Source organism: Candidatus Poriferisodalis sp. (genome assembly GCF_965208555.1).
Classification (GTDB): domain Bacteria; phylum Actinomycetota; class Acidimicrobiia; order Acidimicrobiales; family Poriferisodalaceae; genus Poriferisodalis.
On the sequence record NZ_OZ242342.1, the window covers coordinates 3,276,463 to 3,301,785 of the forward strand.

At 68.5% G+C, this 25,323-nt stretch carries 19 protein-coding genes; 7 read left to right on the forward strand and 12 right to left on the reverse strand.

From position 1 onward, the window contains the following. The first annotated feature begins 17 nt into the window (after positions 1-17). From ACOGXE_RS15035 to ACOGXE_RS15050, 4 genes are all read left to right on the forward strand, one after another. The gene (locus ACOGXE_RS15035) at positions 18-1,466 is read left to right on the forward strand and encodes an FAD-linked oxidase C-terminal domain-containing protein (protein WP_419931707.1); all 1,449 of its coding nucleotides are present in this window, start codon (positions 18-20) and stop codon (positions 1,464-1,466) included. Continuing rightward, on the forward strand, positions 1,463-2,455 hold the full coding sequence (locus ACOGXE_RS15040) for an FAD-binding protein (RefSeq protein ID WP_419931708.1): 993 nt from the start codon (positions 1,463-1,465) through the stop codon (positions 2,453-2,455). Before ACOGXE_RS15035 ends, ACOGXE_RS15040 begins: the two co-directional genes overlap by 4 nt. A gap of 86 nt (positions 2,456-2,541) precedes the next feature. Beyond that, positions 2,542-3,798, forward strand: coding sequence for a (Fe-S)-binding protein (locus ACOGXE_RS15045; protein WP_419931709.1), 1,257 nt, complete (start codon positions 2,542-2,544; stop codon positions 3,796-3,798). A 4-nt stretch (positions 3,799-3,802) separates the two neighbouring features. After that, positions 3,803-4,021 carry a hypothetical protein gene (locus tag ACOGXE_RS15050; protein WP_419931710.1) on the forward strand — a complete coding sequence of 73 codons (219 nt, stop codon included), beginning with the start codon at positions 3,803-3,805 and terminating at the stop codon, positions 4,019-4,021. A gap of 20 nt (positions 4,022-4,041) precedes the next feature. Here ACOGXE_RS15050 and ACOGXE_RS15055 read toward each other — a convergent pair whose 3' ends face one another. Genes ACOGXE_RS15055 through ACOGXE_RS15090 form a run of 8 tightly spaced genes read right to left on the reverse strand, consistent with a single transcriptional unit; the run spans position 4,042 to position 13,421 of the window. Then, the gene (locus tag ACOGXE_RS15055; RefSeq protein WP_419931711.1) at positions 4,042-4,653 is read right to left on the reverse strand and encodes a hypothetical protein; all 612 of its coding nucleotides are present in this window, start codon (positions 4,651-4,653) and stop codon (positions 4,042-4,044) included. A 30-nt stretch (positions 4,654-4,683) separates the two neighbouring features. Beyond that, positions 4,684-5,412, reverse strand: coding sequence for a redoxin domain-containing protein (locus ACOGXE_RS15060; RefSeq protein ID WP_419931712.1), 729 nt, complete (start codon positions 5,410-5,412; stop codon positions 4,684-4,686). A gap of 33 nt (positions 5,413-5,445) precedes the next feature. Then, complete coding sequence (gene cofH / locus ACOGXE_RS15065) at positions 5,446-8,013, reverse strand: 5-amino-6-(D-ribitylamino)uracil--L-tyrosine 4-hydroxyphenyl transferase CofH (RefSeq protein WP_419933537.1); 2,568 nt, start codon at positions 8,011-8,013, stop codon at positions 5,446-5,448. Positions 8,014-8,018: 5 nt separating this feature from the next. Further along, positions 8,019-8,555: a winged helix-turn-helix transcriptional regulator gene (locus ACOGXE_RS15070; protein WP_419931713.1), complete on the reverse strand. Its 537-nt coding sequence runs from the start codon at positions 8,553-8,555 to the stop codon at positions 8,019-8,021. A 56-nt stretch (positions 8,556-8,611) separates the two neighbouring features. Next, positions 8,612-9,745 carry a transaldolase gene (gene tal / locus ACOGXE_RS15075; protein ID WP_419931714.1) on the reverse strand — a complete coding sequence of 378 codons (1,134 nt, stop codon included), beginning with the start codon at positions 9,743-9,745 and terminating at the stop codon, positions 8,612-8,614. Positions 9,746-9,796: 51 nt separating this feature from the next. Continuing rightward, positions 9,797-11,746 (reverse strand): transketolase, encoded by a 1,950-nt coding sequence (gene tkt / locus ACOGXE_RS15080; RefSeq protein WP_419931715.1) that lies wholly within the window; start codon positions 11,744-11,746, stop codon positions 9,797-9,799. 13 nt (positions 11,747-11,759) lie between these two features. Then, entirely contained in the window at positions 11,760-12,944 is a 1,185-nt protein-coding gene (locus ACOGXE_RS15085; RefSeq protein WP_419931716.1) for an FIST signal transduction protein, read from the reverse strand. A 15-nt stretch (positions 12,945-12,959) separates the two neighbouring features. Next, positions 12,960-13,421: a hypothetical protein gene (locus ACOGXE_RS15090; RefSeq protein WP_419931717.1), complete on the reverse strand. Its 462-nt coding sequence runs from the start codon at positions 13,419-13,421 to the stop codon at positions 12,960-12,962. A gap of 91 nt (positions 13,422-13,512) precedes the next feature. On the opposite strand from ACOGXE_RS15090, the gene ACOGXE_RS15095 reads away from it, so the two are divergent. Beyond that, positions 13,513-13,968 (forward strand): nitroreductase family deazaflavin-dependent oxidoreductase, encoded by a 456-nt coding sequence (locus ACOGXE_RS15095; protein WP_419931718.1) that lies wholly within the window; start codon positions 13,513-13,515, stop codon positions 13,966-13,968. Positions 13,969-13,998: 30 nt separating this feature from the next. Here the strand turns inward: ACOGXE_RS15095 and ACOGXE_RS15100 are convergent, their stop codons facing one another. After that, a complete protein-coding gene (locus ACOGXE_RS15100; RefSeq protein WP_419931719.1) occupies positions 13,999-15,183 on the reverse strand; it encodes a M20 family metallopeptidase in 1,185 nt (394 codons plus the stop codon). A 119-nt stretch (positions 15,184-15,302) separates the two neighbouring features. Here ACOGXE_RS15100 and argG point away from each other — a divergent pair, with 119 nt between their 5' ends. Continuing rightward, positions 15,303-16,682: an argininosuccinate synthase gene (gene argG, locus ACOGXE_RS15105; protein ID WP_419931720.1), complete on the forward strand. Its 1,380-nt coding sequence runs from the start codon at positions 15,303-15,305 to the stop codon at positions 16,680-16,682. Between the two features lie 7 nt (positions 16,683-16,689). Here the strand turns inward: argG and ACOGXE_RS15110 are convergent, their stop codons facing one another. Together ACOGXE_RS15110 and tcuA are read right to left on the reverse strand one after the other, a co-directional pair. Further along, entirely contained in the window at positions 16,690-18,936 is a 2,247-nt protein-coding gene (locus ACOGXE_RS15110; protein ID WP_419931721.1) for an NADP-dependent isocitrate dehydrogenase, read from the reverse strand. Positions 18,937-19,021: 85 nt separating this feature from the next. Next, complete coding sequence (gene tcuA, locus ACOGXE_RS15115) at positions 19,022-20,539, reverse strand: FAD-dependent tricarballylate dehydrogenase TcuA (RefSeq protein WP_419931722.1); 1,518 nt, start codon at positions 20,537-20,539, stop codon at positions 19,022-19,024. Positions 20,540-20,682: 143 nt separating this feature from the next. Here tcuA and ACOGXE_RS15120 point away from each other — a divergent pair, with 143 nt between their 5' ends. Then, positions 20,683-21,822 (forward strand): Ldh family oxidoreductase, encoded by a 1,140-nt coding sequence (locus ACOGXE_RS15120; protein ID WP_419931723.1) that lies wholly within the window; start codon positions 20,683-20,685, stop codon positions 21,820-21,822. A gap of 92 nt (positions 21,823-21,914) precedes the next feature. Here the strand turns inward: ACOGXE_RS15120 and ACOGXE_RS15125 are convergent, their stop codons facing one another. Beyond that, the gene (locus ACOGXE_RS15125; protein WP_419931724.1) at positions 21,915-25,322 is read right to left on the reverse strand and encodes a cadherin-like beta sandwich domain-containing protein; all 3,408 of its coding nucleotides are present in this window, start codon (positions 25,320-25,322) and stop codon (positions 21,915-21,917) included. Between the last annotated feature and the right edge of the window lies 1 nt (position 25,323).

The following is a 25,323-nucleotide window of genomic DNA, read 5'->3' on the forward strand; positions in this document are numbered from 1 at the left end:
TACGGTACGGTCGCGCCGTGACTCCTGAGGTCGATTCGGCGGCCGATGCGGCCCTGCTTGCCGATCTGCGAGGCCTGATTGGCGACCGGGCGCGCGACAACGACTTCGAGCGCGGCCTGTACAGCCGGGACGGCTCGATCGAAGGCAGCCCGCCGGCGATCGTGTGCTTGCCCGAAACCGCCGTCGAAGTCGCCGAGATCGTGCGTATCTGCCGGCGCCACAGCCGGCCGTTCCTGGCCCGTGGCTCGGGAACCGGCTTGGCCGGGGGCGCCGTGCCCGTCGGCAGGCCGGTGGTGATTGCCACGGCGAAGATGGACCGCATCGTCGAGGTTGACACCGACAACCGGGTGGCTTGGGTCGAGCCTGGCGTGCTGAACCTGGACCTGTCGCGAGCACTGACGCCGCTGGGGTTCCACTTCGCCCCGGATCCTTCGAGCCAGCAGGTGTGCTCGATCGGCGGCAACATCGCCAACAACTCCGGCGGTCCCCACTGCTTGGCGTACGGCGTCACGACGGCGCACATCGCAGCCCTTGAGGTCGTGCTGCCGTCCGGAGACACCACGGTGCTCGGCGGCGTGGACGCCGAACCGGCCGGGCTCGACCTGCGAGGGCTGTTTGTGGGCTCTGAGGGCACGATGGGCATCGCCACCAAGGCCGCGGTGCGCCTCACCCCGAATGCTCCTTCGGTGCGCACGCTGCTGCTCGACTTCGACGATGTCAGCGAAGGCTCGGCGGCAGTCAGCGCGATTATCGCCGCCGGGCTGGTGCCCTCCGCGCTGGAGATGATGGACCAGCGCGCCATCGAGATCGTGGAGGCGTTCGCCCACGCCGGCTACCCGACCGGGGCCGCTGCGGTGCTGCTGGTGGAGTTGGACGGTCTGCCGGGCGGGGTGGAGGCGGGCGTGGAGATCGTGCGTGAGGTGGCGCTGAAGCACCACGTCGGCCACGTGCGAGTCGCCGCTGACGACGAGGAGCGGGCGCTGCTGTGGAAGGGCCGCAAGAACGCATTCGGGGCGGTGGCGCGGATCAAGCCCGACTACTACCTGCACGACACCGTGGTGCCGAGGTCCCGGCTCACCGAGGTGCTCGAGAAGGTGTACCGGATCGCCGACGCCTACGACCTGATCGCCGTGAACGTGTTCCACGCCGGTGACGGGAACCTGCACCCGATCCTGGCGTTCGACCGGCGCCAGCCCGGCGTGGACGAGCGGGTGAAGGCCGCTGGCCGGGACATTGTTGCGGCCTCCATCGAGGCTGGTGGGGTGCTCAGCGGCGAGCACGGGATCGGCCTGGAGAAGCGCGATTACATGGGGATGCTGTTCAGCGCCCACGACATGTACACCCAGGACGTGGTGCGGGAGACGTTCGATCCCGATGGGTTCGCCAACCCGCTCAAGGTGATCCCGACGGGCTCGCGTTGCAGCGATTCGTTCCACCAGCATGTGCCCGAAGGCGCTTGGGTGTGAGCTCACAGCCGAGCAGCGCCGGCGTCACGCCGGCAGCAGGGGCGAGCGCCGGAGCGGCCGAAGCGGGGCCCAGCCTGGCGGCGAACATTGCTGCGGAGGTGACCGCGTTTGCTCGAGAGGTCGGCGGCGACGATCCGGTCACCGTGGTGGGCGCCCGAACGCATTGGGGCGTTGGCGGCGCTGCGCTTGCGGGGATGCGCGAGGTCCGTGCACCTGCAGGCGTGTGGGAACACGAGCCTTCGGAGATGACGGTTCGCTGCGGTGCCGGCACGACGGTGGCCGAGCTGACGGCACATCTCGCTCGTTCCGGCCAGATGGTGCCGCTCGACCCTGCCGACGATGCGGCGACGGTGGGCGGGGTGCTGGCGTGCGGCTTCAGCGGGCACCGGCGACTTCGCTACGGGCATGTGCGCGATCTCGTGCTGCAGACGCGCCACGTCGACGCCGCAGGCAAGGTCGTCACTGCGGGTGGCCCCACGGTCAAGAACGTCTCGGGTTACGACCTGCCCCGCCTGCTGGTGGGCTCGCTGGGAACCTTGGGTTTCCTGGCCGAGGTGATCCTGCGGACCCTGCCGATACCGTCCGCTGCGCAGTGGCTGGAAGGCGACGGCGACCCGTTCGCGGCGCTCGACCTCCTCTACCGGCCGAGCAGCATTCTGTGGAACGGTTCGCACGCCTGGATCCTGCTGGAGGGCGACCCGGCTGATGTCGCGGCAGAGTCGAACAAGCTGGAGTCAGTGGAGTTCGCTGCGTGCGACGGTCCGCCGCCGATCCCCAGCGCGGGGCGCGAGTCGATGCAGCCCTCGGAACTGCGAGCGCTCGCCGGCACGCCCGGAGGGTGGATTGCGGAAGTCGGTGTCGGCTTGGTGCATCGTGCCGAACCAGTGCAGGCTGCCCACGTCCCGTCGGCGAATGCCGCGCTGATGTCCCGGCTCAAGCAACGGCTGGATCCTGACCACCGGCTCAACCCCGGCCGGAGGGCATGGTGAGCCCCGTGGGCGAACAATCGGGCACAGTGAGCCGCGTGGGCGAACAATCGGGCACAGTGAGCCCCGTGGGCGAACAATCGGGCGCAGTGAGTTCTTCCGACACGTTTCCGCTGCAGCTCGACATCGACAGCGACACGCTCGCGTCGTGTGTGGCGTGCGGCATGTGCCTGCCGCACTGCCCGACCTACCGGGTGACCGGCGAGGAGTCGGCATCGCCGCGCGGCCGTATCGCACTGATGCGCGATGTCGCCGAGCGGGGCGAGGCCGACCCGGCGTTCGTGGAGTTCATGGACGCCTGCATCCAGTGCCGTGGCTGCGAGACGGCCTGTCCGGCGGGCGTGCACTACGGGCACATGATGGAAGTGACCCGCGAGGCGTTGGCTGCCCAGTCCAACTACCAGCCGCGGCTGCGCCGGGTCGCGTACCGGATGCTGGGCATGCCTCGCGTGCTGGCAGCCGGTTCCCGGCTGCTGGCGCTCGCACAGCGGGCCGGTCTGATGCGCGCGGCAGCGTGGCTCGCTCGGATCCCGGCGCTTCGGCGCCTGGCCGGCGGAGCTGCAGGCCTGCCGCGCCTGCCGCTGCGCCAACGGCCGCTGCGGCCGAGCGGGAACGATGTGTGGCTGTTCACCGGTTGCGTCATGGACGCTTGGATGCGCGACACGCACCGGGCCGTTCAGTCGGTGATCGAGGCCACCGGCGCCGGCGTCGCGCTGCCTCCGGCGCAGGCATCCTGCTGCGGCTCGTTGCACACCCACGCGGGTCTGGGCGACGAGTCCCGTCGCTTGGCGGCTCGGACCATGGCGGCACTGCCGGGCGACGCCCCGATCCTGGTCGACTCGGCCGGCTGCGGGGCAGCCATGAAGGAATACGGCCACCTGCTCGGAACTGACGAGGCCCGCCGCTTCGCTGCACGCGTCCAGGACGTGCACGAGTGGCTGGCCGAACGGATCGACACGCTGCCTCGCGATGCAGCCCACAACGGCACCGCCCCCAGCGGCGACGTCCCGCCGCCCGGGGAGCGCATTGCCGTGCAGGATCCATGCCATCTCCGTCATGTCCAGCAGGCGCACTTGCCGGTTCGTACGGTGCTCGGCCGGTACTTCGACCTCGTCGAGCTGGATGACGACGGGCTCTGCTGCGGAGCGGGCGGCGCTTACTCACAGCAGCATCCCGACATCGCTGGAGCCGTCCGGGAGCGCAAGGTGGCTGCGATCGAGCGCACTGGTGCGAGCGTTGTCGCCAGCGCAAACCCCGGCTGCACGCTGCACCTGCGAGCCGTGGGCCTCGACGTTCGTCACCCGCTCGAGATCGTGGCCGATCACCTGAACGGCGCCGGGGACTGAGACCATGCACGACGAGATCACCGAGTTGGCCGACCGGCTCGACGACACTGCCGAGCGATTGGCAGAACTGAGCATCGAGCTGCTGCAGGGCGCCCTTGCCGACGCAGACACCAGCGACGAGCGCGCACGGCTCGAGCGCAGCGTCACCCGGGCTCGCCGCGCGGCGCACAAGGCAGCCTCGATCCTGCGCGAATCCACCGGCGCGAGCGCCGTTGACGACTGACCTGGACAGGAGCGGGCTGCTCAGTAGCCAGCTGAGATCCGGTACAGCTCGCCGATGAGGTCGTCGTATTGGCCGATGGCCAGGGCCACGGCGTAGGCCGCGCCGACCGCAGCGCCGGCGAGGGCGAACGGCAGCCGGTTCAGCGCTCTGCCGATGGCGGGCAGCGCGTACGGAGCCACGGCGAGGAAGATCAGCGGCAGCAGAACGCCGACCATGTACACCGCCATGAGTCCGAGTGTCCGCGGGCCGGCGGCGGAGGCGTCGTTGAGGATGTCGCCCAGCCGCTCGCCCACACAGGGTCGCCACAGCCAGCCCGCCAATGCTCCGCCCACAACGCCCGCGCCGGTGGCGAGCGGCGATGAATGTCCGGGCGCCCGCCAAGCCGCGACGTAGGTGCCGGCCGCGACGAAGCCAGCGATCACCACGGCCATGCCCCGTGCCGCGACCCACCAATAGCCCGCTGCTTGCGCCCATGCCAGCAGCGCTGCGCCCGCGGTGTAGTACAGCGCCACGGTGAGCCGCGCCTTGCGGGCCACCAGCACGAGCGCCAGCCCTGGCACCAGCGCCGTGAGCGTGCAAGCCCAGGTGATCACCCCGATGCCCTCGGTGAGGGTGTCGATGAGTGTGCTCACAGCGAACCCCCTGTCGTTCCGGCGGGGCGGTCAGGTCTCCGCGAGGAGCCGCTCGACGGTTGCGTAGAGCTCCCGGTAGGTGTGCGCACCGTCGCCCCTGCGGTCGAAGCGGATCTGGTTGTCGCCGTCGATGATGTAGACGCGGGGCCAGTAGCCGGTTGGGCCTTCCTGCCAGACATGGAAGTTGTACTTGGTCGTGTCGAGGGCGATGGGCCACACCACGCCGAGCTCGGCAGCGGCCTCGATGATGTTGTCCACGTCGGCCTCATAGGCGAACTCGGGGGCGTGGACGCCCACGATTTCGACGCCGCGGTCCGAGAAATCGGCGTGGAGCTGGCCCAGAGCGTCGAGCGTCTTCTTGCAGTTCCGGCAGCCGAAGGTCCAGAACTGGACCACCGTGAGGGTGTTCTGCGCTCGGATCTCCTCCAGAGAGGTGGCCTCGGTGTTCAACCACCCGTCGAGCTTGCTGAGGGTGAACGCGGTCCCCAGTACAGGAATGGGTTCGAGCGCCTCGGTTGTCGTGGTGGTCGATGTCGGAGCAGCCGTCACCGAGGTTGCAGTGTCGAGAGCCGCAGCCTCGACCGTCGCAGTGGTGGTGGGCGCATCGCTCGGATCGGCTCGCGGAACCACAGTCGGCGTGCTTGCGGTTTCGGTGACGCCTGGTTCGTCGTCAGGATCGCCGACTGCCGTCCAGACGATCAGCGCAACGCCCACGAGCAAGACACCGGCGGCGACAGAGCGCGAGAGAGGAGACTTCATCTCAGGCGCAGCGTACGCCCCACCCATTTGTCGCTAGACGCGACTGCCGAGCGATTCGAGCGGGATGAGCTTGCGGTCGGTGGCGTTGTCGGTGGGTCGCAGCACACGGCTGCGCACTTCGGGAGCGCCGTCGGCATTCTGGTAGCCGGTGAGCCGCTGGCGTGTGCGACGTCCGAGTGGCTCGGCCAGGTCGCGGAAGTCTTGCTCGGTGAGGCCCTGGCCGTGCTGTGCGCCCGCAGCGCGCGAGATGTTCTCGTCCATCAGCGTCCCGCCCAAGTCGTTGGCGCCCGCCCGCAGGATCTGCTGCGCGCCCGGGGGACCGATCTTCACCCACGACACCTGCACATTGTCGATGAGTCCCCGGTAGGCGATCCGCGGCACCGCGTGCATGAGCAGCGTCTCGCGGAATGTCGGACCCCGACGGGCTCCCTTGCGCAGGTAGATGGGGCTGGCCATGTGCACGAACGGCAGCGGCACCCACTCGGTGAACCCGCCCGTTCGCTTCTGCAGCTCCCGTGTTGCGATGATGTGGTTCGCCCAGCTCTCGGGCTGCTCGATCGACCCGAACATGATGGTGACGTTCGAATGCAGGCCCACGGCGTGCGCCGCCTCATGGCATTCGAGCCACTCGGAGGTGTTGATCTTGTCGGGGCACAGCACCGCCCGCACCGAGTCGTCGAGGATCTCCGCCGCAGTGCCGGGCAGCGACTTCAAGCCCGCCTCCTTCAGGCGCATGAGGTAGTCCACAAGCGATTCGCCGAGCCGCTTGGCGCCCTCGATGACCTCGAGGGCTGTGAAGCCGTGCAGGTGCATGTCGGGCACGACATCGTGAATGGCCCGGCAAACATCGATGTAGTAGTCGCCGTCGAAGCTGGGGTGGATGCCGCCTTGGAGCGTCACCTCGGTGGCGCCGAGCTCGGCAGCCTCGATCACTCGCTCCTGGATGTCGGCCAGCGTGAGCATGTAGGGCGTGCCCCGCAGGTTCAGCGACAGGGGCCCCTTGGAGAAGCCGCAGAACTTGCACTTGAACGTGCAGACGTTCGTGTAGTTGATGTTGCGGTTGTGCACCCAAGTCACGATGTCGCCCACGGCTTCGCGGCGCAGCTCGTCGGCGACTTCGCCGATGGCGACTACCTCGGGCCCGCGCGCCCCGAACAGCGTGACGATCTCGTCGTGGCCCACCTGCTGACCGGCCATCACGCCGTCGAGCACCTCTCGCACGGCCCCGCGGGCGAAGGAGCGGCCGTCCATGATGTTCATGGGCCGATGACCGGCGCCGCCTGAGTACCACTGGGTGGAGTTCTCGTCGGCCACCAGCACGTCCGCACCCGAGCCGGCGTCGAGATTCTCCATCGTCCGCTCTGGCATCTGGCTGCCGGGGTCGTCACGGCCGAGCCCCTCGGCGTCGGCCCGGTCGAGAACGCCGAAGCGGTTGCCGTCGGCGAGCCATGGGTGCTGTTCGACGGCGAATGTGGGATGCGCACCGCCTGGGTACACGAACTCGGGATAGATGGTGAGCCGGGGTGCCAGCGTGAAGCCGCGGCCTTCGGTGACCTCGCGCAGCCGGTCCAGTGCCGGCCACGGGCGCTCAGGATTCACGTGGTCGGCGGTGATCGGCGAGACGCCGCCCCAGTCGTCGATGCCGCAGTCCAGCAGGCCGCCGAAGTCGTCAGAGAGGTTCGGCGGCGCCTGCAGGTGAATGTCCGGGGGAAGGATGAGGCGCGCCAACGCGAGGGCCTGTGCGTACTCGTCGGGCGGGCAGGCGGGCATGTTGTGCATGGACGTGCCCGCCTTGGGCAGAAAGTTCTGCACGATGACTTCCTGGATGTGGCCCCAGCGGGCGTGGCTCGCGGCGATGGCCTCAAGCGCTGCCAGCCGGTCGGGCAGCGATTCGCCGATGCCGACGAGGATGCCGGTCGTATAGGGGATGGCCAGCTCGCCAGCTGCCTCGAGGGTCGCCAGGCGCCGGGCCGGCTCCTTGTCGGGCGAGCCCCGGTGGCAGTCGAGGTGCGGGTTCAGCGACTCGATCATCATCCCCTGGCTCGGCGCGACCTCGCGCAGCGATGCCAATTCGCTTGCTGTCATGGCACCCGGATTGGCGTGGGGGAGCAGCCCGGTCTCGTCGCGCACGAGGCGGCACATCTCCACGAGGTAGTCGACCGTGGAGTCCCAGCCGTGGGTGCGCAGCCAGTCTGCCGCTGCCGGGTAGCGCAGCTCGGGGCGCTCGCCGAGGGTGAACAGCGCCTCGTGGCAGCCCGCTCGTGCACCGCTGGCCGCGATCTCCAGCACCTCCTCGGGTGTGAGATACGGCGAGTCGAGCCGTGCCGGCGGCTGGGCGAACGTGCAGTAGCCGCATTTGTCGCGGCACAGCATGGTGAGCGGGATGAACACCTTCGGGCTGTAGGTCACCCGCGTGCCGAAGGCTTGGTCGCGTACATCTGCTGCCCGCTCGGCAAGCTCGGCGAGCGGCAGCGCGGCGAGCGCCAAAGACGCCGCCGTCGGCTGTGGCGCCACGGCGCTGCCATTGGTGGGCGCGCCGTTGGCCGCCAGGTCATTGGCCGGACCGGCTGGTGCGCCTTCGGCGCGGTGCGACGGTTCCATGATGCTCACTGGGCCCCTCCGTTCGTGGGCTGCTGTTGGAAGACTCGGGGAGTCCCCGTAGCGGCGAGTGCGTCGCTGGGCGGTTGAGCGGGCGACGTATCGCCGTGGCCGGCCAGGCTGCGAATGCGCGTGGGGCTGACGGGCTCGTCGCAATCCGGGCAACGTGTGGCGATCTCCAGCGGCGTGCCGCAGTCGGCATGCACCAACACCGTGGGCGCTTCGCCGTCGTGGCACCAGCGGTCTCCCCATGCCATCAGCGCCAGCAGGCTGTTCGACAGGTCGAGGCCCTTGGGAGTGAGGACGTAGTCGTGGCGGACCGGTCGCTGCTGGTACGGCACCTTGGCAACGACGCCTGCGTCAACGAGCCGGCCGAGCCGGTCGGCCAGCATGTTGCGGGCGATGCCGAGGTCGTGCTGCATGCCGCTGAACCGGCGCACGCCGCGGAACAGGTCACGCAGGATGAGCAGCGTCCAGCGATCGCCCACGATGTCGAGGGTTGCCTGGATGGAACAGCTGGGCTGGCCCGTCGTGGCGGTCTTCACGGCCGCGCACCCTAGAGGAGTCAGTTTCGGTTTGCAACTGACTCGACCGGTGAAGGTCAGGCGAGCGAATCAGCCTTGGTCTGCAGCGACACCAGCAACTCGTCGAAGCTCTTGGTGAAGGCTGCGACGCCCTGTGCCTCGAGCACGTCCGCGACATGGTCCAGATCGACGCCGTGTGCGGTCACCGCGTCGAGGACGTAGCGCGCCGCAGACTGGTCGGCGTCCACGCTGCGGCGCAGCTTGCCGTGGTCGCAGAAGGCCTCGAGTGTCGCGTCGGGCATCGTGTTCACCGTGTGCGGGCCGATGAGCTCGTCGACATACAGCGTGTCGGGATAGGCGGGGTTCTTTGTGCTCGTCGATGCCCACAGCGGACGTTGCACTTGCGCGCCGAGCGCAGCGAGGCGCTCCCAGCGCGGCCCGCTGAAGATCTCGCCGAAGCGACCGTATGCGGCCTGCGCCTGTGCGACTGCCGTGCGCCCGCGCAGCCCCAGCGCGCTGGTGGAGCCAACAGCGTCGAGCCGCCGATCCACCTCGGTGTCGGTGCGGCTCACGAAGAACGAGGCAACGCTTGCCACATCCGACAGGTCGCTCACGCCCGACGCGACACGGTCCTCGAGGCCCTGCAGGTACGACTCGGCAACCTGTTCGTAGCGAGCCACCGAGAAGATCAGCGTCACGTTGATGCTGCGACCCTCAGCGATCATCTGGCGAATGGCAGGGAGGCCTTCGAGCGTCCCGGGGATCTTCACCATCAGATTCGGCCGCGCAATGGCCTGGTGCAGGTCCCGAGCGGCCGTGACCGTGGCTGCAGTGTCGTGCGCGAGCGATGGGTCCACCTCGACCGACACGAAGCCATCCGTGCCGCCCGCTGCCGCGTAGACCCCTTCGAGCGCTCGCAGGGCGCCCCGGATGTCGCTGGTGACCAGCTGCCAGTACGCGTCGTCAACCGATACGCCTCCGCACACGAGATCGCCGAACTGCTCGTCGTAATCGGGCGACGACTCGATGGCCTTCTGGAAGATCGACGGGTTCGATGTGAGGCCGCGGATGCCCTGCTCGACCCAGGCGTCGAGCTCGCCGCCCGTGATCCAGCCCCGGCGCAGGTTGTCGAGCCACGGGCTCTGGCCGCACTCGGAGTACAGCGAGCTGAGCTTGCCGTTCGTGGTTCTGCCGCTGCCGCCGTCGATCATGATCATTTTCCTGAGATCGGGCCTTCTGAGATCAAGCTTCGCAGTCTCTTTCTAGAGCAGGGCGCGGGCCGCGTCGGCGATGGCCGGTGCCGTGAAGCCGAAGTGGTCCATGAGGTCCTCGCCGGGTGCGCTCGCGCCGAATCGACTCATGGTGACCGTGGCGTTGGCATACCGGTCCCAGCCCATCGCTGAGGCCGCCTCCACGCCCAGTACCGGTACGCCGCCGGGGAACACAGCGGCTCGATATTCAGGTTCTTGGGCCTCGAAGAGATCCCAACTTGGCATCGACACCACCGAGCTGGCGATGCCGTCTGCTGCGAGCAGCGCGGCGGCCGCCGTGCAGCACTGCACCTCGCTGCCGGTGCCCGCCAGAATGACCGCAGGGGCCGGGGTGTCGATGAGGACGTACGCACCCCGGGCGACCTGCGCGTCGCGGTCGGTGCCGTCGAGCACGGGGACGTTCTGACGCGTCAGCACCAGCGCGGTGGGCCCGTCTCGCTCAACTGCGATCTGCCACGCCTGCGAGGTCTCGTTGGCATCGGCGGGCCTGATCACGCACAGGCCTGGGATGGCCCGCAGCGATGCGATGTGCTCGACCGGTTGGTGGGTGGGCCCGTCCTCGCCGACGCCGATGGAGTCGTGCGTCCATACGAAGACGGTCTTCGCGCCGCTGAGGGCCGCCAGCCGGACGGCGGGACGCATGTAGTCGCTGAAGACCAGGAAGGTGCCGACGACGGGCAGCACGCCGCCGTGCAACGCCATGCCGTTGGCCACGGCGCCCATGGCGTGCTCGCGGACGCCGAAATAGAGCTTGCGTCCCGCCGGATTGGCGGCTGTCAGCACTTCGGCGGTCACATTCGTGCCGGTGTTGCCGGTGAGGTCAGCCCCGCCGCTGATGAGAGCGGGCACGGAGTCCAGCGACGCGTCGAAGACGCGGTTGGCGGCGACACGGGTCGCCATCTGGGTGCCGGCTTCGAACGCCGGGAGCTCCGAGAGGCGGCCGCCCACCGCTCCAGCCGACCAGAGCGCGTCGAGCCAGGCGCGGTCGTGCCCGCTGGCAGCGAACCGAGCTTCCCAGTCGCGGCGCTCGGCGGCACCGCCAGTCCCGGCGCCTGCATAGGCCTGTGCGACATCGTCATCGACTACGAAGGTGGCATTTGGGTCCATGCCCATCGCCCGCTTGGCGGCGGCGATCTCGTCGGCGTCGGTGATCGCGCCGTGGGCCGCCGAGGTGTCAGCTGCCGTCGGCATCGGGTACCCGATGTGGCTCCGCACGATGACCATTGAGGGCCGATCGCTGACCAGGGCCGCTTCACGCAGCGCCCGCTCGAGAGCATCGATGTCCTCGGCCGCTTCGCCGAGATCGGCGACGTGCCAGCCGTATGCCTCGAAGCGACGGGCAGCGTCGTCGCTGAGCGCCAGATCGGTTTCGCCGTCGATGGTGATGCGATTGTCGTCGTACACCGCGATCAGGCGGCCGAGCTGCTGGTGGCCGGCGAGCGATGCTGCCTCGTGACTGATGCCCTCCATGAGGTCGCCGTCGCTGACGATGACGTAGGTGTGATGGTCGACCAGGTCCGCGCCGAGGCGGGAGCGCAGGCCGCGCTCAGCGAGCGCCATGCCGACGGCGTTGGCGAATCCCTGTCCCAAGGGGCCGGTGGTCACCTCCACGCCGGGGGTGAGGCCGTGTTCGGGGTGGCCGGGCGTAATCGATCCGAGCTGGCGGAAATAGCGGATGTCATCGAGCGTGACGCCATAGCCCACCAGGTGCGCCATGGCATAGACGAGCATCGAGGCGTGTCCAGCCGACAGGATGAACCGGTCGCGGTCCGGCCACTCCGGCGCCGCGGCGTCGTAGCGCAGGACGCGCGTGAACAGCACGTGCGCGAGGGGTGCCAGCGCCATTGCGGTGCCGGTGTGGCCGCTGCGGGCACGCATGACGGCATCCATGGCCAGGGCCCGGATGGTGTTGATCTGCCGGGCTTCAAGAGTGGTGTTCATGACGCTCGGTTCATCATGGCGCGTCACCGTCGGAGAACAGCGCCATCGAGGCGGTGAAACCGTGCACGTACGAGCGTGCGCCGACCGGTCCGATCTCGCCAGCGCAGAACATGCCGGCCACCTCGGCAGAGAGGTGCTCGGCGAGCACCGAGGCGTCGTGATGCGGGGTCTCAAACAGATGGGTGCCACGGCCGTTGCAGGTGAACAGCAGCGCTCCCGAGGCTGCGCGGGCGCCTGGCGCGCTGTTGCTGAGCGCGGCGTGCAAGTCTTCGTCGGCGGTACGCGCATCTCGTACATGGAATTGCACGGTGGCGCCGATCGGTGCCTCGTCGCCGATGGCGATAGCGCCGCTCTCGCGGTCCGCGCCGAGTACGCCGCGGATCAGGAAGTCGCCGCGCTCGAAGTCGATCTTTCGTTCATCGGTGACCCGACCGACGTGCAGGCCCCGCTGCACCAGATGCTGGTCGGCGGAATCCAGCTTTTCGAACGTCTGCTGCAGTCGCTCGAACGGCGGCAGTCCGCCGAGCGACCGGACGACGTTGCCCTCCGCCTCAGTGATGATGTAGGGCTGACCGATTGGTCGGCAGCCCTGCGATACCAAGTGGGTGACGGTCACGCTGCCGCCCACGATGAGCGCCGCAGCGCCCGACCGGTGCACACCGCCGTCGACCACGATGCGATTGCCCCCTGGCATCGCTGCCCCGGAGGACAGGCCGCCGAGCACGCTCATGTGCGGCCATCTCTCGGCCCAGTGCACGAGCGCCGCGTCGACGGGGTAGGAGTACGGGTCGGCCAGCACGATCATCGAGGGGCTGTTGGCGGCATCGACTTCGTCGAGAGCGGCAGTGAGTGCATCGTCATCGACTGCCGGATCGGGCACTCCCGACAGCTGGACGGCGCGCGCTCGCCGCCTCTTCCCCGAACCGAGGCTCCCGGCCCACAGCACTGCGGCAGTCTCTTCTTCGATCTCGCGCTCGCCGGCGGCAACGGAGCACGCTGTCGTGCCGATGAACGCGCCGGGGTTCAGGAGTTCGGAGACAGCGGCGGCGATCTCGTCGGTGTTCGCCAGGTGCTCTCCCGAGGTGAACAGCAGCGCCACGTCGGGTTGCGCGCCCAATGACTCGAGCACCCGGCCGACGATCTCACCGGTCGCCATGCCGGGATCGGAGTGCTGGGACAGCCCGACGGTGAATGGCATTGCAGGACGACCCGGCTAGCCGCTTTGCTCGGCAGGCGTCCCGGTCCACCCGCCGGTGGCCGGCTCCGACGAAGGTGCAGGGGGCTCAGAGTCCTCCGCGGGAGGGTTCATGGTCAAGGGGACCACCACGACATCGCCCTGGTCGATGCGGCAGTGGGCCTCGATCGTCGACGGCTCGTCGAAGCTGAGCTCGGCTTGCACGAGGTTGTAGCCGAACTTCCCGGGCTCGACGCTGAGCGGCTGCACGTTGCGCGCGACCTGCTCGTCGCCACGCATGAATCTCACCTCCAGCGCTGCCAGTCCGGTGTGCGACGCGGGGCAGCGCACCAGCACCAGCATGTGCGGGTTGATCGTCACGGGGAACGGCCCGGGGGCAGCCATCGAGAAGTGCACGCCGCCCAGGTCGATGCGGGCAGCACCGCCCGCTGCCTGGCGCATGTCGAAGTGCTCGATGAACAGCGCGGACATGATCTGCACGCTGTGGATCGTAGGCGTGTCGCACACCTGACAGGCGAACGCATTTCAGCGGGCCGCTCGGGCGCGGGCTTCGCCTCGTAGATTGCCCGGCATGGCACACAGCGAGAAGTTCGATGGCGAATACGGACCCAGTACGTGGGACTGGGTGAAGGAGCAGGCCGATGCCTACGAGGCGTCGGACGGCAGCGACGCCAACACGCTGCGCGACACGGGGCTGCCGATCATCGTGATGACCACCGTCGGGCACCGCACCGGCCTCGTGCGCAAGGTTCCGCTGATGCGCGTCGAGCACGAGGGCGAGTACGCGATCGTCGGGTCCAAGGGTGGGGCACCGGCACATCCTGGCTGGTACCACAACCTCATGGCTGATCCGACTGTGCTGATTCAGGATGGCCCTGAGCCCTTCGAGACGACCGTGCGACTCATCGGCGGGACCGAGCGCGAGGAGTGGTGGGAGCGCTGTGTCGAGGCCTTCCCGCCCTACGCGGAATACCAAGCCAAGACAGATCGCGAGATCCCAGTTTTCATTTCCGCCCGCCCAGCCTGACCAGCCCGGCTGATCAGGCGGCACCGACGCTCAGCGGGCGAGCAGCTGGCGGTAGACGTTCGCCGCTCGTTCGAGCTCTGCGATCTCGACCCATTCGATCGCTTGGTGGGCCTGATCGATGGAACCCGGGCCGAACACCACGATCTGGTCGGCCACCTCGCCGTAGCGCAGCGCATTCGTGCCGAAGTCGGCGACGGCGGGGCTGTTGCCTGACATCTCCGCGAGTGCCGTGACCAGGTCGCTGCCGGGGGCCTGAAAGAAGGCGTTCTCGCCCATGTCGTTCGCCAGCTGAACCTTCACGCGCGCCGGCAGCGCTGCAGCACGCACCAATTCGGTGAGGCGAGCGAATTCGGATTGGTAATCCTCGCCGTCGGAGATGCGCCTTCCGACGTACAGCTCGCAATGGTCGGGGATGATGTTGCGCGCCCGCCCGCCGCCCATCTCGTTGACCGACACCGTGCCGGCTCCGAGCACACCGACCTCGCGCTGACTCGCCAAGCGCTCCTGCTCGGCGTCGATGGCGGCGATGATCCGGGCGCCTGCGGACAGCGCATTGATGCCGAGGTGGGGTTTGGACGAATGAGCTGCACGCCCCTCCACCTCGACTTCCAGGCCGAGGCCGCCCTTGTGCCCGTAGACCGGGACGCACATCGTCGGCTCGGCGACGACGATCTGCTCGCGGCGTTCGTCGCGTTCGAGCAGGCGATCCCGGTATGCCCCTGCGCCCGCCAGACCGCCGCCTTCCTCCGACACTGTGCCAACGAGCTCGATGGTGCACATCGGTTGGCGATCGGAGGCGACCATCTCGCCCAGTACAGCGAGCACCACGGCCATGGTCGCCTTGGTGTCGACTGAGCCCCGCCCCCAGACGCGTCCTTCGCTGATGCGGCCGTCGAAGGGATCGCCCTCCATGTGCTCGACGCCGACGGTGTCGAGGTGCACGTCAACAGCGAGCATGCGCTCGGTCTGACCGGCGAATCGGGCGTACACGTTGGGGCGACCGGGCTCGACCTCGTCGAGTTCTACCTCGGCTCCCAACGCTGCTGCTCGCTCCGCCACCCAGTTGGCCATGTCGGCCTCGGCGACGGTGCCCGAACGCGGCCCGTGGTGCAGCGGATTCACACTGGGGATGCGGACCATCTCGCTCAGCATCTCGGCAATGGATTGGCCGGTGGCAGTGCCGTTCATCGTGCCTGTCGCCTCGCCGTCGCTCATGAGTCACCTCTTCGTGGCGGAGCGTACGCGCAGCGCGATCGTCACGCAGTGAGGGACTGCGCGGAGCCAGTCGAAATGCAGGGCCGATCCGGGAGTCTGAAGCCGTACCGTTGTTGCCCATGCCGAACAGTCCGACGAATGATCCTGCGTCTGGCGGCGGTTCGCGCGTGCTGGCCGAGCTTCCCGCCGGCGAGCGGGTGGGCATCGCGTTCTCCGGCGGGCTGGATACGTCGGCCGCGGTGGCGTGGATGACCGAGCGAGGCGCACAGGTGTGCGCCTACACGGCCGACCTCGGCCAATACGACGAACCGGACCTGGCGGGCGTGCCGCAGCGGGCCCTCGACTACGGGGCAGCGGCGGCGCGCCTGGTGGACTGCCGTGCCGAGCTGGTGCGTGAGGGGCTGATGGCGCTGCAGTGCGGGGCCTTCCACATCTCGACCGCCGGCCGCACCTACTTCAACACGACGCCGCTCGGCCGCGCGGTGACGGGCACGATGCTCGTGGCCGCGATGGCCGACGACGGCGTGGATATCTGGGGCGACGGCTCGACCTACAAAGGCAACGACATCGAGCGCTTCTACCGCTACGGCCTGCTGGTGAACGCCGGCTTGCGCATCTACAAGCCCTGGCTGGACGCCGCGTTCGTGGACGAGCTGGGCGGCCGGGCCGGGATGAGCGAGTTCCTGGTGTCGCGCAGCCTGCCGTACCGAGACCCCACCGAGAAGGCGTACTCGACCGACGCCAACATCTGGGGCGCCACCCACGAGGCCAAGCAACTGGAGGATCTGGGCACGTCGATGGAGATCGTCGAGCCGATCATGGGCGTGGCGCATTGGGACCCGGCAGTCCATATCGAGACCGAGGACGTGACGATCCGCTTCGCCGGCGGCTGGCCGGTGGCCATCGGCGGTCGGACGTTCGACGCAGACGGTGCCGAAGGCAGCGACCACGTAGCACTGGTGCTCGAAGCGAACGCCGTCGGCGGACGGCACGGGCTCGGCATGAGCGACCAGATCGAGAATCGCGTCATCGAGGCCAAGTCGCGCGGCATCTACGAGGCGCCCGGCATGGCGCTGCTGCACATCGCGTATGAGCGACTGCTGTCGGCGATTCACAACGAGGCCACCATCGACAACTACCGCACCATGGGCCGTCGCTTGGGCCGACTGCTCTATGAGGGTCGCTGGTTCGATCCCCAAGCGCTGATGCTGCGCGATTCGCTGCTGCGCTGGGTGGGCTCGTCCGTCTCTGGCGAGGTCACGCTGCGGCTGCGCCGTGGTGACGACTGCTCGGTCCTGGACACCACTGGTCCAGACTTGACCTACGAGCCGGACCGGCTGTCGATGGAGCGAGTGGAGGATGCTGCGTTCGGTCCAAGCGATCGTATCGGTCAGCTCACCATGGCGAACCTGGACATCGCCGACAGCCGGGACAAGCTGGCGGCCTACCGGGACGCCGGTCGTCTGGGGCCCGGCGGACTGGCCGAGCTCGACACCTGACCGTCGGCTACCCGTTGCGGAAGCTGTCGAGAATCTCGTTGAAGGTGGTGCTGGGCCGCATGGCGGCTTCGGCGAGCGCAGGATCGGGCAGGTAGTAGCCGCCGAGATCGACCGGCACGCCTTGGCACTCCACCAGCTCGGCGATGATCTGGTGCTCGTTGACGGCCAGTGCCGCTGCGAGCGGGGCGAACCGCTCGGCTAGGTCGGCATCTGATCCTTGGCGGGCCATCTCGTCGGCCCAGTGCTTGGCGAGGTGGAAGTGGCTGGCCCGGTTGTCGGGCTCGTTGACCCGGCGGCTCGGAGCGCGGCCCTCGGCCAGCCACGTGCCGATGGCGGCGTCGAGCGTGTCGGCCAGCAGCTGAGCAGCGGTGTTGCCAGCGACACGGGCCAGATGCTCGAGCGAGACGGCCAGCGCGAGGAATTCGCCGAGGCTGTCCCAGCGCAGATGGTTCTCGGCCACCATCTGCTGCACGTGCTTGGGCGCCGAACCCCCGGCTCCGGTCTCGAAGAGACCGCCGCCGGCCATGAGCGGTACGACCGACAGCATCTTGGCCGAGGTGCCCAATTCGAGGATCGGGAACAGGTCGGTGTTGTAGTCGCGCAGCACGTTGCCGGTCACCGAGATGGTGTCCTCACTGTGCCGGATGCGTTCCAGCGAGAAACGGCACGCCTCGGCTGGCGCCAGAGTGCGGATGTCCAGATCGCCGATCGTCGGGTCCGCGGACCGGCGCTCGGCAAGCCGGGCATCGACCTTGGAGATGAGCTGGGCGTCGTGAGGCCGTCCCGAATCGAGCCAGAACACCACGGCGGCCCCGGTGAGCTGCCCCCGCTCGATCGCCAGGTCCACCCAGTTGGCGATGGCTGCGTCGTTGGTGGTGCACATGCGCCAGATGTCGCCCTTGGCGACCTGGTGGCTCGTCAGCACCTCACCGGATTCGGTGACGACGCGCATGATCCCCGGTGCGTCCACCTCGTAGGTCTTGTCGTGGCTGCCGTATTCCTCGGCCTTCTGCGCCATCAGGCCCACATTGGGCACTGAGCCCATCGTCGTGGGATCGAACGCGCCATTCCTGCGGCAGTCGTCGATGACCGCCTGGAAGACGCCCGAGTAGCTGGAGTCGGGGATGACGGCCTTGGTGTCCTGCTGGTTGCCCTCGGCGTTCCACATTTGGCCTGACGCACGGATCATCGCCGGCATCGACGCATCGACGATGACGTCGCTCGGCACATGCAGGTTGGTGATGCCTCGGTCCGAGTCGACCATCGCCAGCCCCGGCCCTTCGTCGAGCACCGCGGCGATGTCGGCCTCGACTGCTTCGCGCGCTGCAGCAGGCAGTGACTTGACGGCGGCGAGCACATTTGCCCAGCCGTCGTTCGGGTCAGCCCCGGCTGCTGCGAGCGCCTCTCCGTGCCGCTCGAACACGGGAGCGAAGAAGGCCCGCACTGCGTGCCCGAAGACGATCGGGTCAGCAACCTTCATCATCGTGGCCTTGAGGTGCAGCGAGAACAGCACACCCGACGAGCGGGAGTCGGCGATCTGGGTGTCGAGGAATTCGCGCAGGGCGGCGACCGACATGAACGTGGAGTCCGCCACCTCGCCGGCGTCGACGGCGACCTTGCGCATCAAGCGGACGTTGCCGTCGCCGTCGATGTGCTCGATGCTCAGCGAGCCGGCCCGGGGCACTGTCGCAGACTGCTCGTTGGACCGGAAGTCGCCGGCAGACATCGTGGCGACGTGACTCTGGCTCTGGGGCGACCAGGCGCCCATCGAGTGCGGGTACTGCCGGGCGTATTCCTTGACCGCACGGGGGGCTCGGCGGTCTGAGTTGCCCTCGCGCAGCACGGGGTTCACTGCCGAGCCCTTGACCCGGTCATACCGCTCGCGGATCTCGCGCTCGGATGCGTCGGCGGGATCGTCGGGATAGTCGGGGACCGCGTAGCCCTTCGACTGCAGCTCGGCGACGGCGGCCTTGAGCTGGGGCACCGAGGCGGAGATGTTCGGCAGCTTGATGATGTTGGCGCTGCGATGTTGGGTCCACTCGCCGAGTTCGCTCAGCGCATCGCCGGTTCGCTGGTGGGGCTCGAGCAGGTCGCTGAACACGGCCAGGATGCGGCCCGCGAGCGAGATGTCACGGGTCTCGACGTCGACGCCGGCAGCCTCGGTGAATGCCGTGATGATCGGCAGCAGCGAGTAGGTGGCGAGTGCCGGGGCCTCATCGGTGTGGGTGTAGACGATCTTCGAGCCAGTGTTCATGGAGTCAGCATCTTGAGGCGAAGAGGACATAGCGATTGGACGCTATCGCCCGCCGGAGAGTCGTCGCCCGTTCGGCAGCGGCGGCTCAGCCGGTGGCGTGCGCGGCGGCGGACGTTCCCGCCAAGCGGCCGAAGACTGCACCCGCCGAGAGGCCCGATCCGCCGGGATAGTTGCCGTAGAACAGGCCGCCCACCAGCTCACCTGCGGCATACAGGCCCCTGATCGGCCGCAAGTCAGTGTCCATCACGCATCCGGTCTCGTCGATGCGCAAGCCGCCGAACGTGAAGGTCAGACCGCAGGTCACGTGGTACGCGGCGAAGGGAGGCGTCTCGACCGGCATCGCCCAGTTCGTCTTGTCGGGGCTGAGGCCCCTGGTGCGGCGGCCGTCAAGCACGTTCGGGTCGAACCCGACGCTGCGGTCGACCGCCGCGTTGAACTCGCTGATGGTCGCCAGCGCCTGCTCGGTGTGCACGCCCTCCATGCGCGCGCAGAGCTCCTCGATGCTGTCGGCGGTCACCCTGGTGACCTGGCGGATGCGGTACTCGTCGCGCAGCAGGTGATCGGTGCTGGCATCGAACACCTGCCACGCCGAATGTCCCGGCTGGGCCAGGATCTCTCGGCCGTAGCGGGCATAGGTGTAGTTGCGGAAATCGGCGCCCTCGTCCACGAAGCGCCGACCGTCGGCGTTCAGCACGATCGCGAACGGGTAGCTGTGCTTCTGGAAGCCGTCGCCGACGGCGAGGTCGCCGAACTCGGGGGCGTTGTAATCCCACGCCACGGCGTGGGCGCCGCTCCAGTTGCCGTAGGGCATAGCGCCGGCTTCAAGCGCCATATTGATGCCGTCGCCGGTGTTGAAACGGGTGCCGCGCACCTTGGCGAGGTCCCAGCCCGGTCCCAGGTAGCGGGTGCGCCACTCGGCATTCGCCTGAAAGCCGCCCGCCGCCAGCACGACCGCGCTGCAGGGCACCTCAAGCGTGCGCTCTGGCATGCGTGCCCGGATGCCGCAGACAGCGCCGGCATCATCGATCAACAGTTCCCGCCCGGCCGCCTCGTGCCACAAGTCGATCTCGTTGCGAGCCAGCGCTGCGCGCAGCGACTCGACGAGTCCCTCGCCGCCGCCCACCGACTCCACCGTGAGGCCGCCCCAGAACGTGAAGCGCCCGTCCACCTTGAACGCCTGGCGTCCCCAGATCGGTGCGAAGCGCACCCCGTGGCTCGCCATCCACATCAGCGTGTCCTTGCTGCGGGTGACGAGCGCGTCGGCCAGTTCGGGATCGCACCGGTAGTCGGAGATGCGGCCCAAGTCGGCGTAGAACTGCTCTTCGGAGTAGGTGCCGAAGTCGGTTACCTCCACTTCGGCGTCGGTGAGATCGGGCATCAGCGCTCGCAGATCGTCCACGCCGTCGTAGGCGAAGCGGATCGCGCCGGCGGTGAAGCGGCTGTTGCCGCCGGCCTCGGCCTCCGGCGCCCGCTCCAGCACCAGCACCTTGGCGCCGCCCTCGTGCGCCGCGAGCGCTGCGCACATCGCAGCGTTGCCCGCACCGACCACCACCACGTCGTACTGGCGTGGCGGTGTTTGCGGTGTCGCGCCGGTTTCGCTCACGCCGGGCGAGCCTATGAGGCTGAGCGCTGGGCCCGAGCGGCGCTTGAGCGAAGCGAGCCAGAGCGGCGCACGGTGCGAAGCCGTGGCCGGACTCGCACCCTGCCAGATCAGTGCACATCGAGTTGGCGACCTACGCTGCGGCGATGAGCGAGACCCAGACATCTGCCGAGGCCGGCTCTGATGCGCCGGTGGTGATCGACCATGAGCGCCTGGCGGGCTTCATCGCCGAGATCTTCCGCCACACCGGATGCTCAGATGCCGAGTCCGAGCGCATCGGCACGAGCCTCGTGGGCGCGAACCTGGCCGGTCACGACAGCCACGGCGTGATCCGCTCGGCGCTGTATGTCGAACTGCTGGCCAACGGCGTTCAGCTCGCCGATCAGGAGATCAAGGTGCTGATCGACTCGGGCTCGCTGCTGCTGGTGGACGGCCAGTACGGCATGGGCCAGACCGTCGGTCCCGCTGCGGTGAAGCTCGGCATCGAGCGTTGCTCCGAACTCGGCGTCGCCGTGGTGGGGCTGCGCAACGCCGGGCACCTCGGCCGCATCGGCGAGTACGCCGAGATGGCTGCCGCCGAAGGCCTCGTCTCGGTACATTTCGTGAACGTCGCCAACAGCCGGTTGGTGGCGCCGTTCGGTGCGAAAGCCCGCCGCATGGGCACCAATCCCTGCGCCTACGGGGCGCCCGTGGCCGGTCGCCGGCCCGTCATTCACGACTTCGCGACTTCGGTCGTGGCCGAGGGCAAGGCCATGGTGGCACTGCACGGCGGCCCGGCTGTGCCTGACAACGCGCTGGTCTCCGGCGACGGTGAGATCACCGGCGATCCGCGGGTGCTGTACACGTTCGCCGAGGGCCAGCGGCCGAATTCGATGGACGGCCCCGGCGCGCTGCGGGCGATGGGCGAGCACAAGGGCTCAGGCATCTCGGTGATGTGCGAGCTGCTGGCCGGGGCGCTCACCGGCACCGGCACGGCGGGGCCGCGCCGGGTGCGGTTCGCGAACGGCATGCTCTCGGTCTATGTCGACCCGGCACAAGTGGACGCGGCTGTCGGCGAGACCGATGACGGATACAACGGCATCGCGGCCGACTATCTCGACTGGTTCTACGACGCCGATGCCATCGACCCCGCCGAGGGGGTGAAGCTGCCCGGTGACGTCGAGCACGAGCGGCGCCAGCACCGCATGGCCAACGGCATCACGCTGCCCGCCGAGACCTGGGAGAGCATCTGCGGCGGCGCCCGCGCCGCCGGCGTGCCCGAAGCGACGATCGCTGCTGCCGGCTGAACTCAGCTACGCGCTCGATGCATACCTTCCCGCGCCTTCTGTCGGTGCGGGCGCTGGATGAGAGTACGGGCCAAGAGAAGCAGCACCGGCAACTAGTTCCGTAGGAGGTTGGGGTCCAGGGACCAGGTGGTGAACGTCTGGTTGAATGCCTTGACTGCGGTGCCGCTGATGTCCTTGAGGCCGCCGTAGTAGCTGATGGTGGCTTCGTCGCCGGGTGCTATCGGGACGTTGAGCGTCAGCGTGAGCAGGTTGCCGTCCACGGCGATCCCGATTGGCGACTGGTTGACCACAGCGTTGCCCTGGGCATCGCGGGCGCCGTCGACCAAGAAGGACTGGGCCAGCGTCCTGACCGCAGCGTCGTCGATCGCGGCGAGATCCTTGCTGAAGACCAGCGTCAGTTCATTGCCGTTCACCACCGCCATGGCCGGCACCGATTCAGCGAGTGGCTCGGGCTCGATTTCGATCACCGTGACCTCGGAGACGGCGGCGGTGACGGCGACTGAGATGTCCACCCACTGCATGTGATCGCCCACGGTTGCGGTGACGGTGACGTCATAGACGTTGTCGCCGTTGCGGTCGCCGGGCGCTTCGAACTCAGGCGCCAACCCGGCAAAGCTCAGTGTCCCGTCATCGCTCATCTCGAAACGCGCGGAATCCGATCCCGACAACTGCCACGACACCCTCGCATTGGGCGGCTCGGTCACTGTGCAACTGCCTGCAATCATGTGGGACGCAAAAATGGGATTGCCCTGAGCATCCGCCGGCGGCTCCGGAACGGTCCACGACAGGCTCGCGGCATCGAAGCCGTGGGCGGGCGCGCACGCCATCGTCATCGCCACCACGGCCGCGGGCCGCGTACGCCGCCAGTCCACCTTGTGCTCAGGATCATGGTCCAAGCCGCTGTGGGCCAGATCGGAATCGGCACCGCTGGCTGCCGCTCGAATGTTGCCGTCGTTCAAGGCAAGCGTGTCGGCCAGCACCGCTATCCCTTGCGTCGAGTAGTTCGGCCGCACCACCTCATGGGTGAACGTCAGCTCCGCGGTGCCGCTGCCGCTCGCGTACACCGCGTCCTTGCGGCCCCAGTCAGCGGGGTCCATGTCGATCCCCAGTGTGGGCGAGCCCGTCACGACGACCGCCTCGCTGAAAGTGACGCGTATCGAGATCACATCCCCCAACTCATACCAATGGTCACGGCCCGCCCAAGAAGCCACCTCCACGCCGATCACCGAGGGCGCCGAGGTGGTGAACGAATCGGACATCACTCCCGTGGAGAAGTCCTCGTCGAAGGATGCCTGCACTTGGTATGCGGTGCCGGTGGCGAGGCCGGCGATCGAGAACCGCGCCGACAACGACGTCATGCCCTGCTGTGCCTGGGTCCATGTGCCCGAGGTTCCGGCGCGGTAGCGCAGGTAGAGCGCCCCGGTGGGGTTATGAACCCGCACCAAGACCTCCGCCGAGTTCGAGGTGACGTCCCGCACAGCGACGCTCGCCACCGAGGGCACCGGGGTGGTGAACGAATCGGACATCACTCCCGTGGAGAAGTCCTCGTCGAAGGAGGCCTGCACCTGGTATTCGGTGCCTGTGGTGAGGCCGGCGATGGAGAACCGCGCCGGCGACGACGTCACGTCCTGCTGTGCCCGGGTCCATGTGCCCGAGGTTCCGGTGCGGTAGCGCAGGTAGAGCATGCCGGCGGGATCGTCGGCCCAAACGCTGACTTCCGCCGCGCTCGTGGTGACGTACCAGGCCCACACTGCGGTCACTGAAGGTGCCAGCGTGTTGAACGTATGGGTCATCGCGCCTGTGGAGAAGTCCTCGTCCAAGGATGCCTGCACCTGGTATTCGGTGCCTGTGGTGAGGTCGGTGATCGAGAACCGCGCGGGCGACGATGTCACCGCCCGTTCATCGATCTTCGTCCATGGTCCCGAGGTTCCGGCGCGGTAGCGCAGGTAGAGCATGCCCTCAGGGTTGACGACCTCGACCTCGACCTCCGCGGCGGCCGGCGTGATGTCGTGCGCCCGCAGCGCCGTCACCGCCGGGCGTGCCTTGATGCGTATCGGCACCTTGTTGTCGACGAGCTGTGAGAAGCCCGTGTAGTCGCTCGGCGCGAGGGCCACGTAGAAGACCTCGGCCGCGACGCCGGGGCTCGAGCCGCTGTCGTGGATCTGGACGGTGACCGTGCGCGTGGCCCCATTCGAGGCAGTGCCGGTCCAGTCGAACTTCTCGTACCCGTAGGTGCGGTACAGCGTGCGCGATCCGCCTGAGAACAGCTCCCCGTAGCCGTGGTTGAAGGCAGTACGCGCCGGCTGCTGGGCGCCCAGCGAGACGTCCTTGCTGTAGTTGGGGTCGGTGTCGGGGATGATCGGGTCCTCGGCCACCAGCGCCCGGGCGGCGCCGTCGGCCGAGCTGTGGATGACGGCGACCACCGGCCACCCGGCCGAGCCGGAGGCCCGCAGCGTGCATTGCGCCGTGGTGGCTTTGGCGACTTCCGCCGGACAGGTGAGAGTGAAGTTCGGAACCGACACCGCGACCGTGTCGACGCCGCGGCCCAGCGCCGAGCGGACGATGCTCACCGTGCGCGTGGCGGTGGTGGCACCGTCCTCAGCGGTCACGGTCAGGGTCACCGTGGTGGTGCCGACGGCCAGGGGCACCGCTGGGCTCTCCTGGCTGTCGATGACCTCGATGCTGGTGCCGCCCCTGCCGTCGAGGTCGAGGCTGCGGCCGTCGCATGAGGCGCGCATCTCCATGGTCGTGCCGCGGGCCGCCGCCGCCGTCAGCGTCGCCTCGGTCACCTCGTAGGCGACGGTCTGCGTCTGCGTGGCCTGCGTCGGTGACAGCGTGCGGCTCTGCCCGGCGGAGAGCGTCAGGCTGTTCAGCGACGTGTCAGTGCTGGGACTGTCGTCGTCGGTGAGGGTGACGCCAGCCTTGTTGTTGTAGAGCAGGCCGACGCCCCTGCTGGCGTCGGGGCCGAGCGCCACGTAGAACTTCTCGATCTCCTCGTCGATGCCGTCGTGAGCGGCGACGATGGTCACCGTGCGGCTGTTGCCCGGCGCGCCTTGGGGGACGGTGGTCTGGGTGGGGTCGGCGCCGGCGTTGCCCGACCAGTCGAAGCGCGACCAGCCCACGAGGGTGTCGCCGATCCAGGTGACGCCGCCGTCGATGGCGGCGCTGGGGCTCGGGGTGCCCAGCGTCACGTCGATCGAGGTGCCTCGCACGAGCGCCCGGTCGCCGTCGGTGGACAGATGCAAAATCGCCACCACCGGCCAGGGCTTCGCCTCGGCGGCGGTGTTCTTCAGCGTGCACGTCAGCGTGTCGCCCTCGTCGACGGTGCCAGAGGGGCAGGTCAGCTCGAAGTCGTCGTGGGTCACCGTGACCGACGAGTCGGAGTAGGCGACACCGCCCAAGACCAAGATGCCGATCCCGGCCGCAAGCACGGCGGCCACGACCCAGCGCCCGAAATGCACTCGGCTGCTATGGCGATCGTTCACATGGTGCTGATCCATA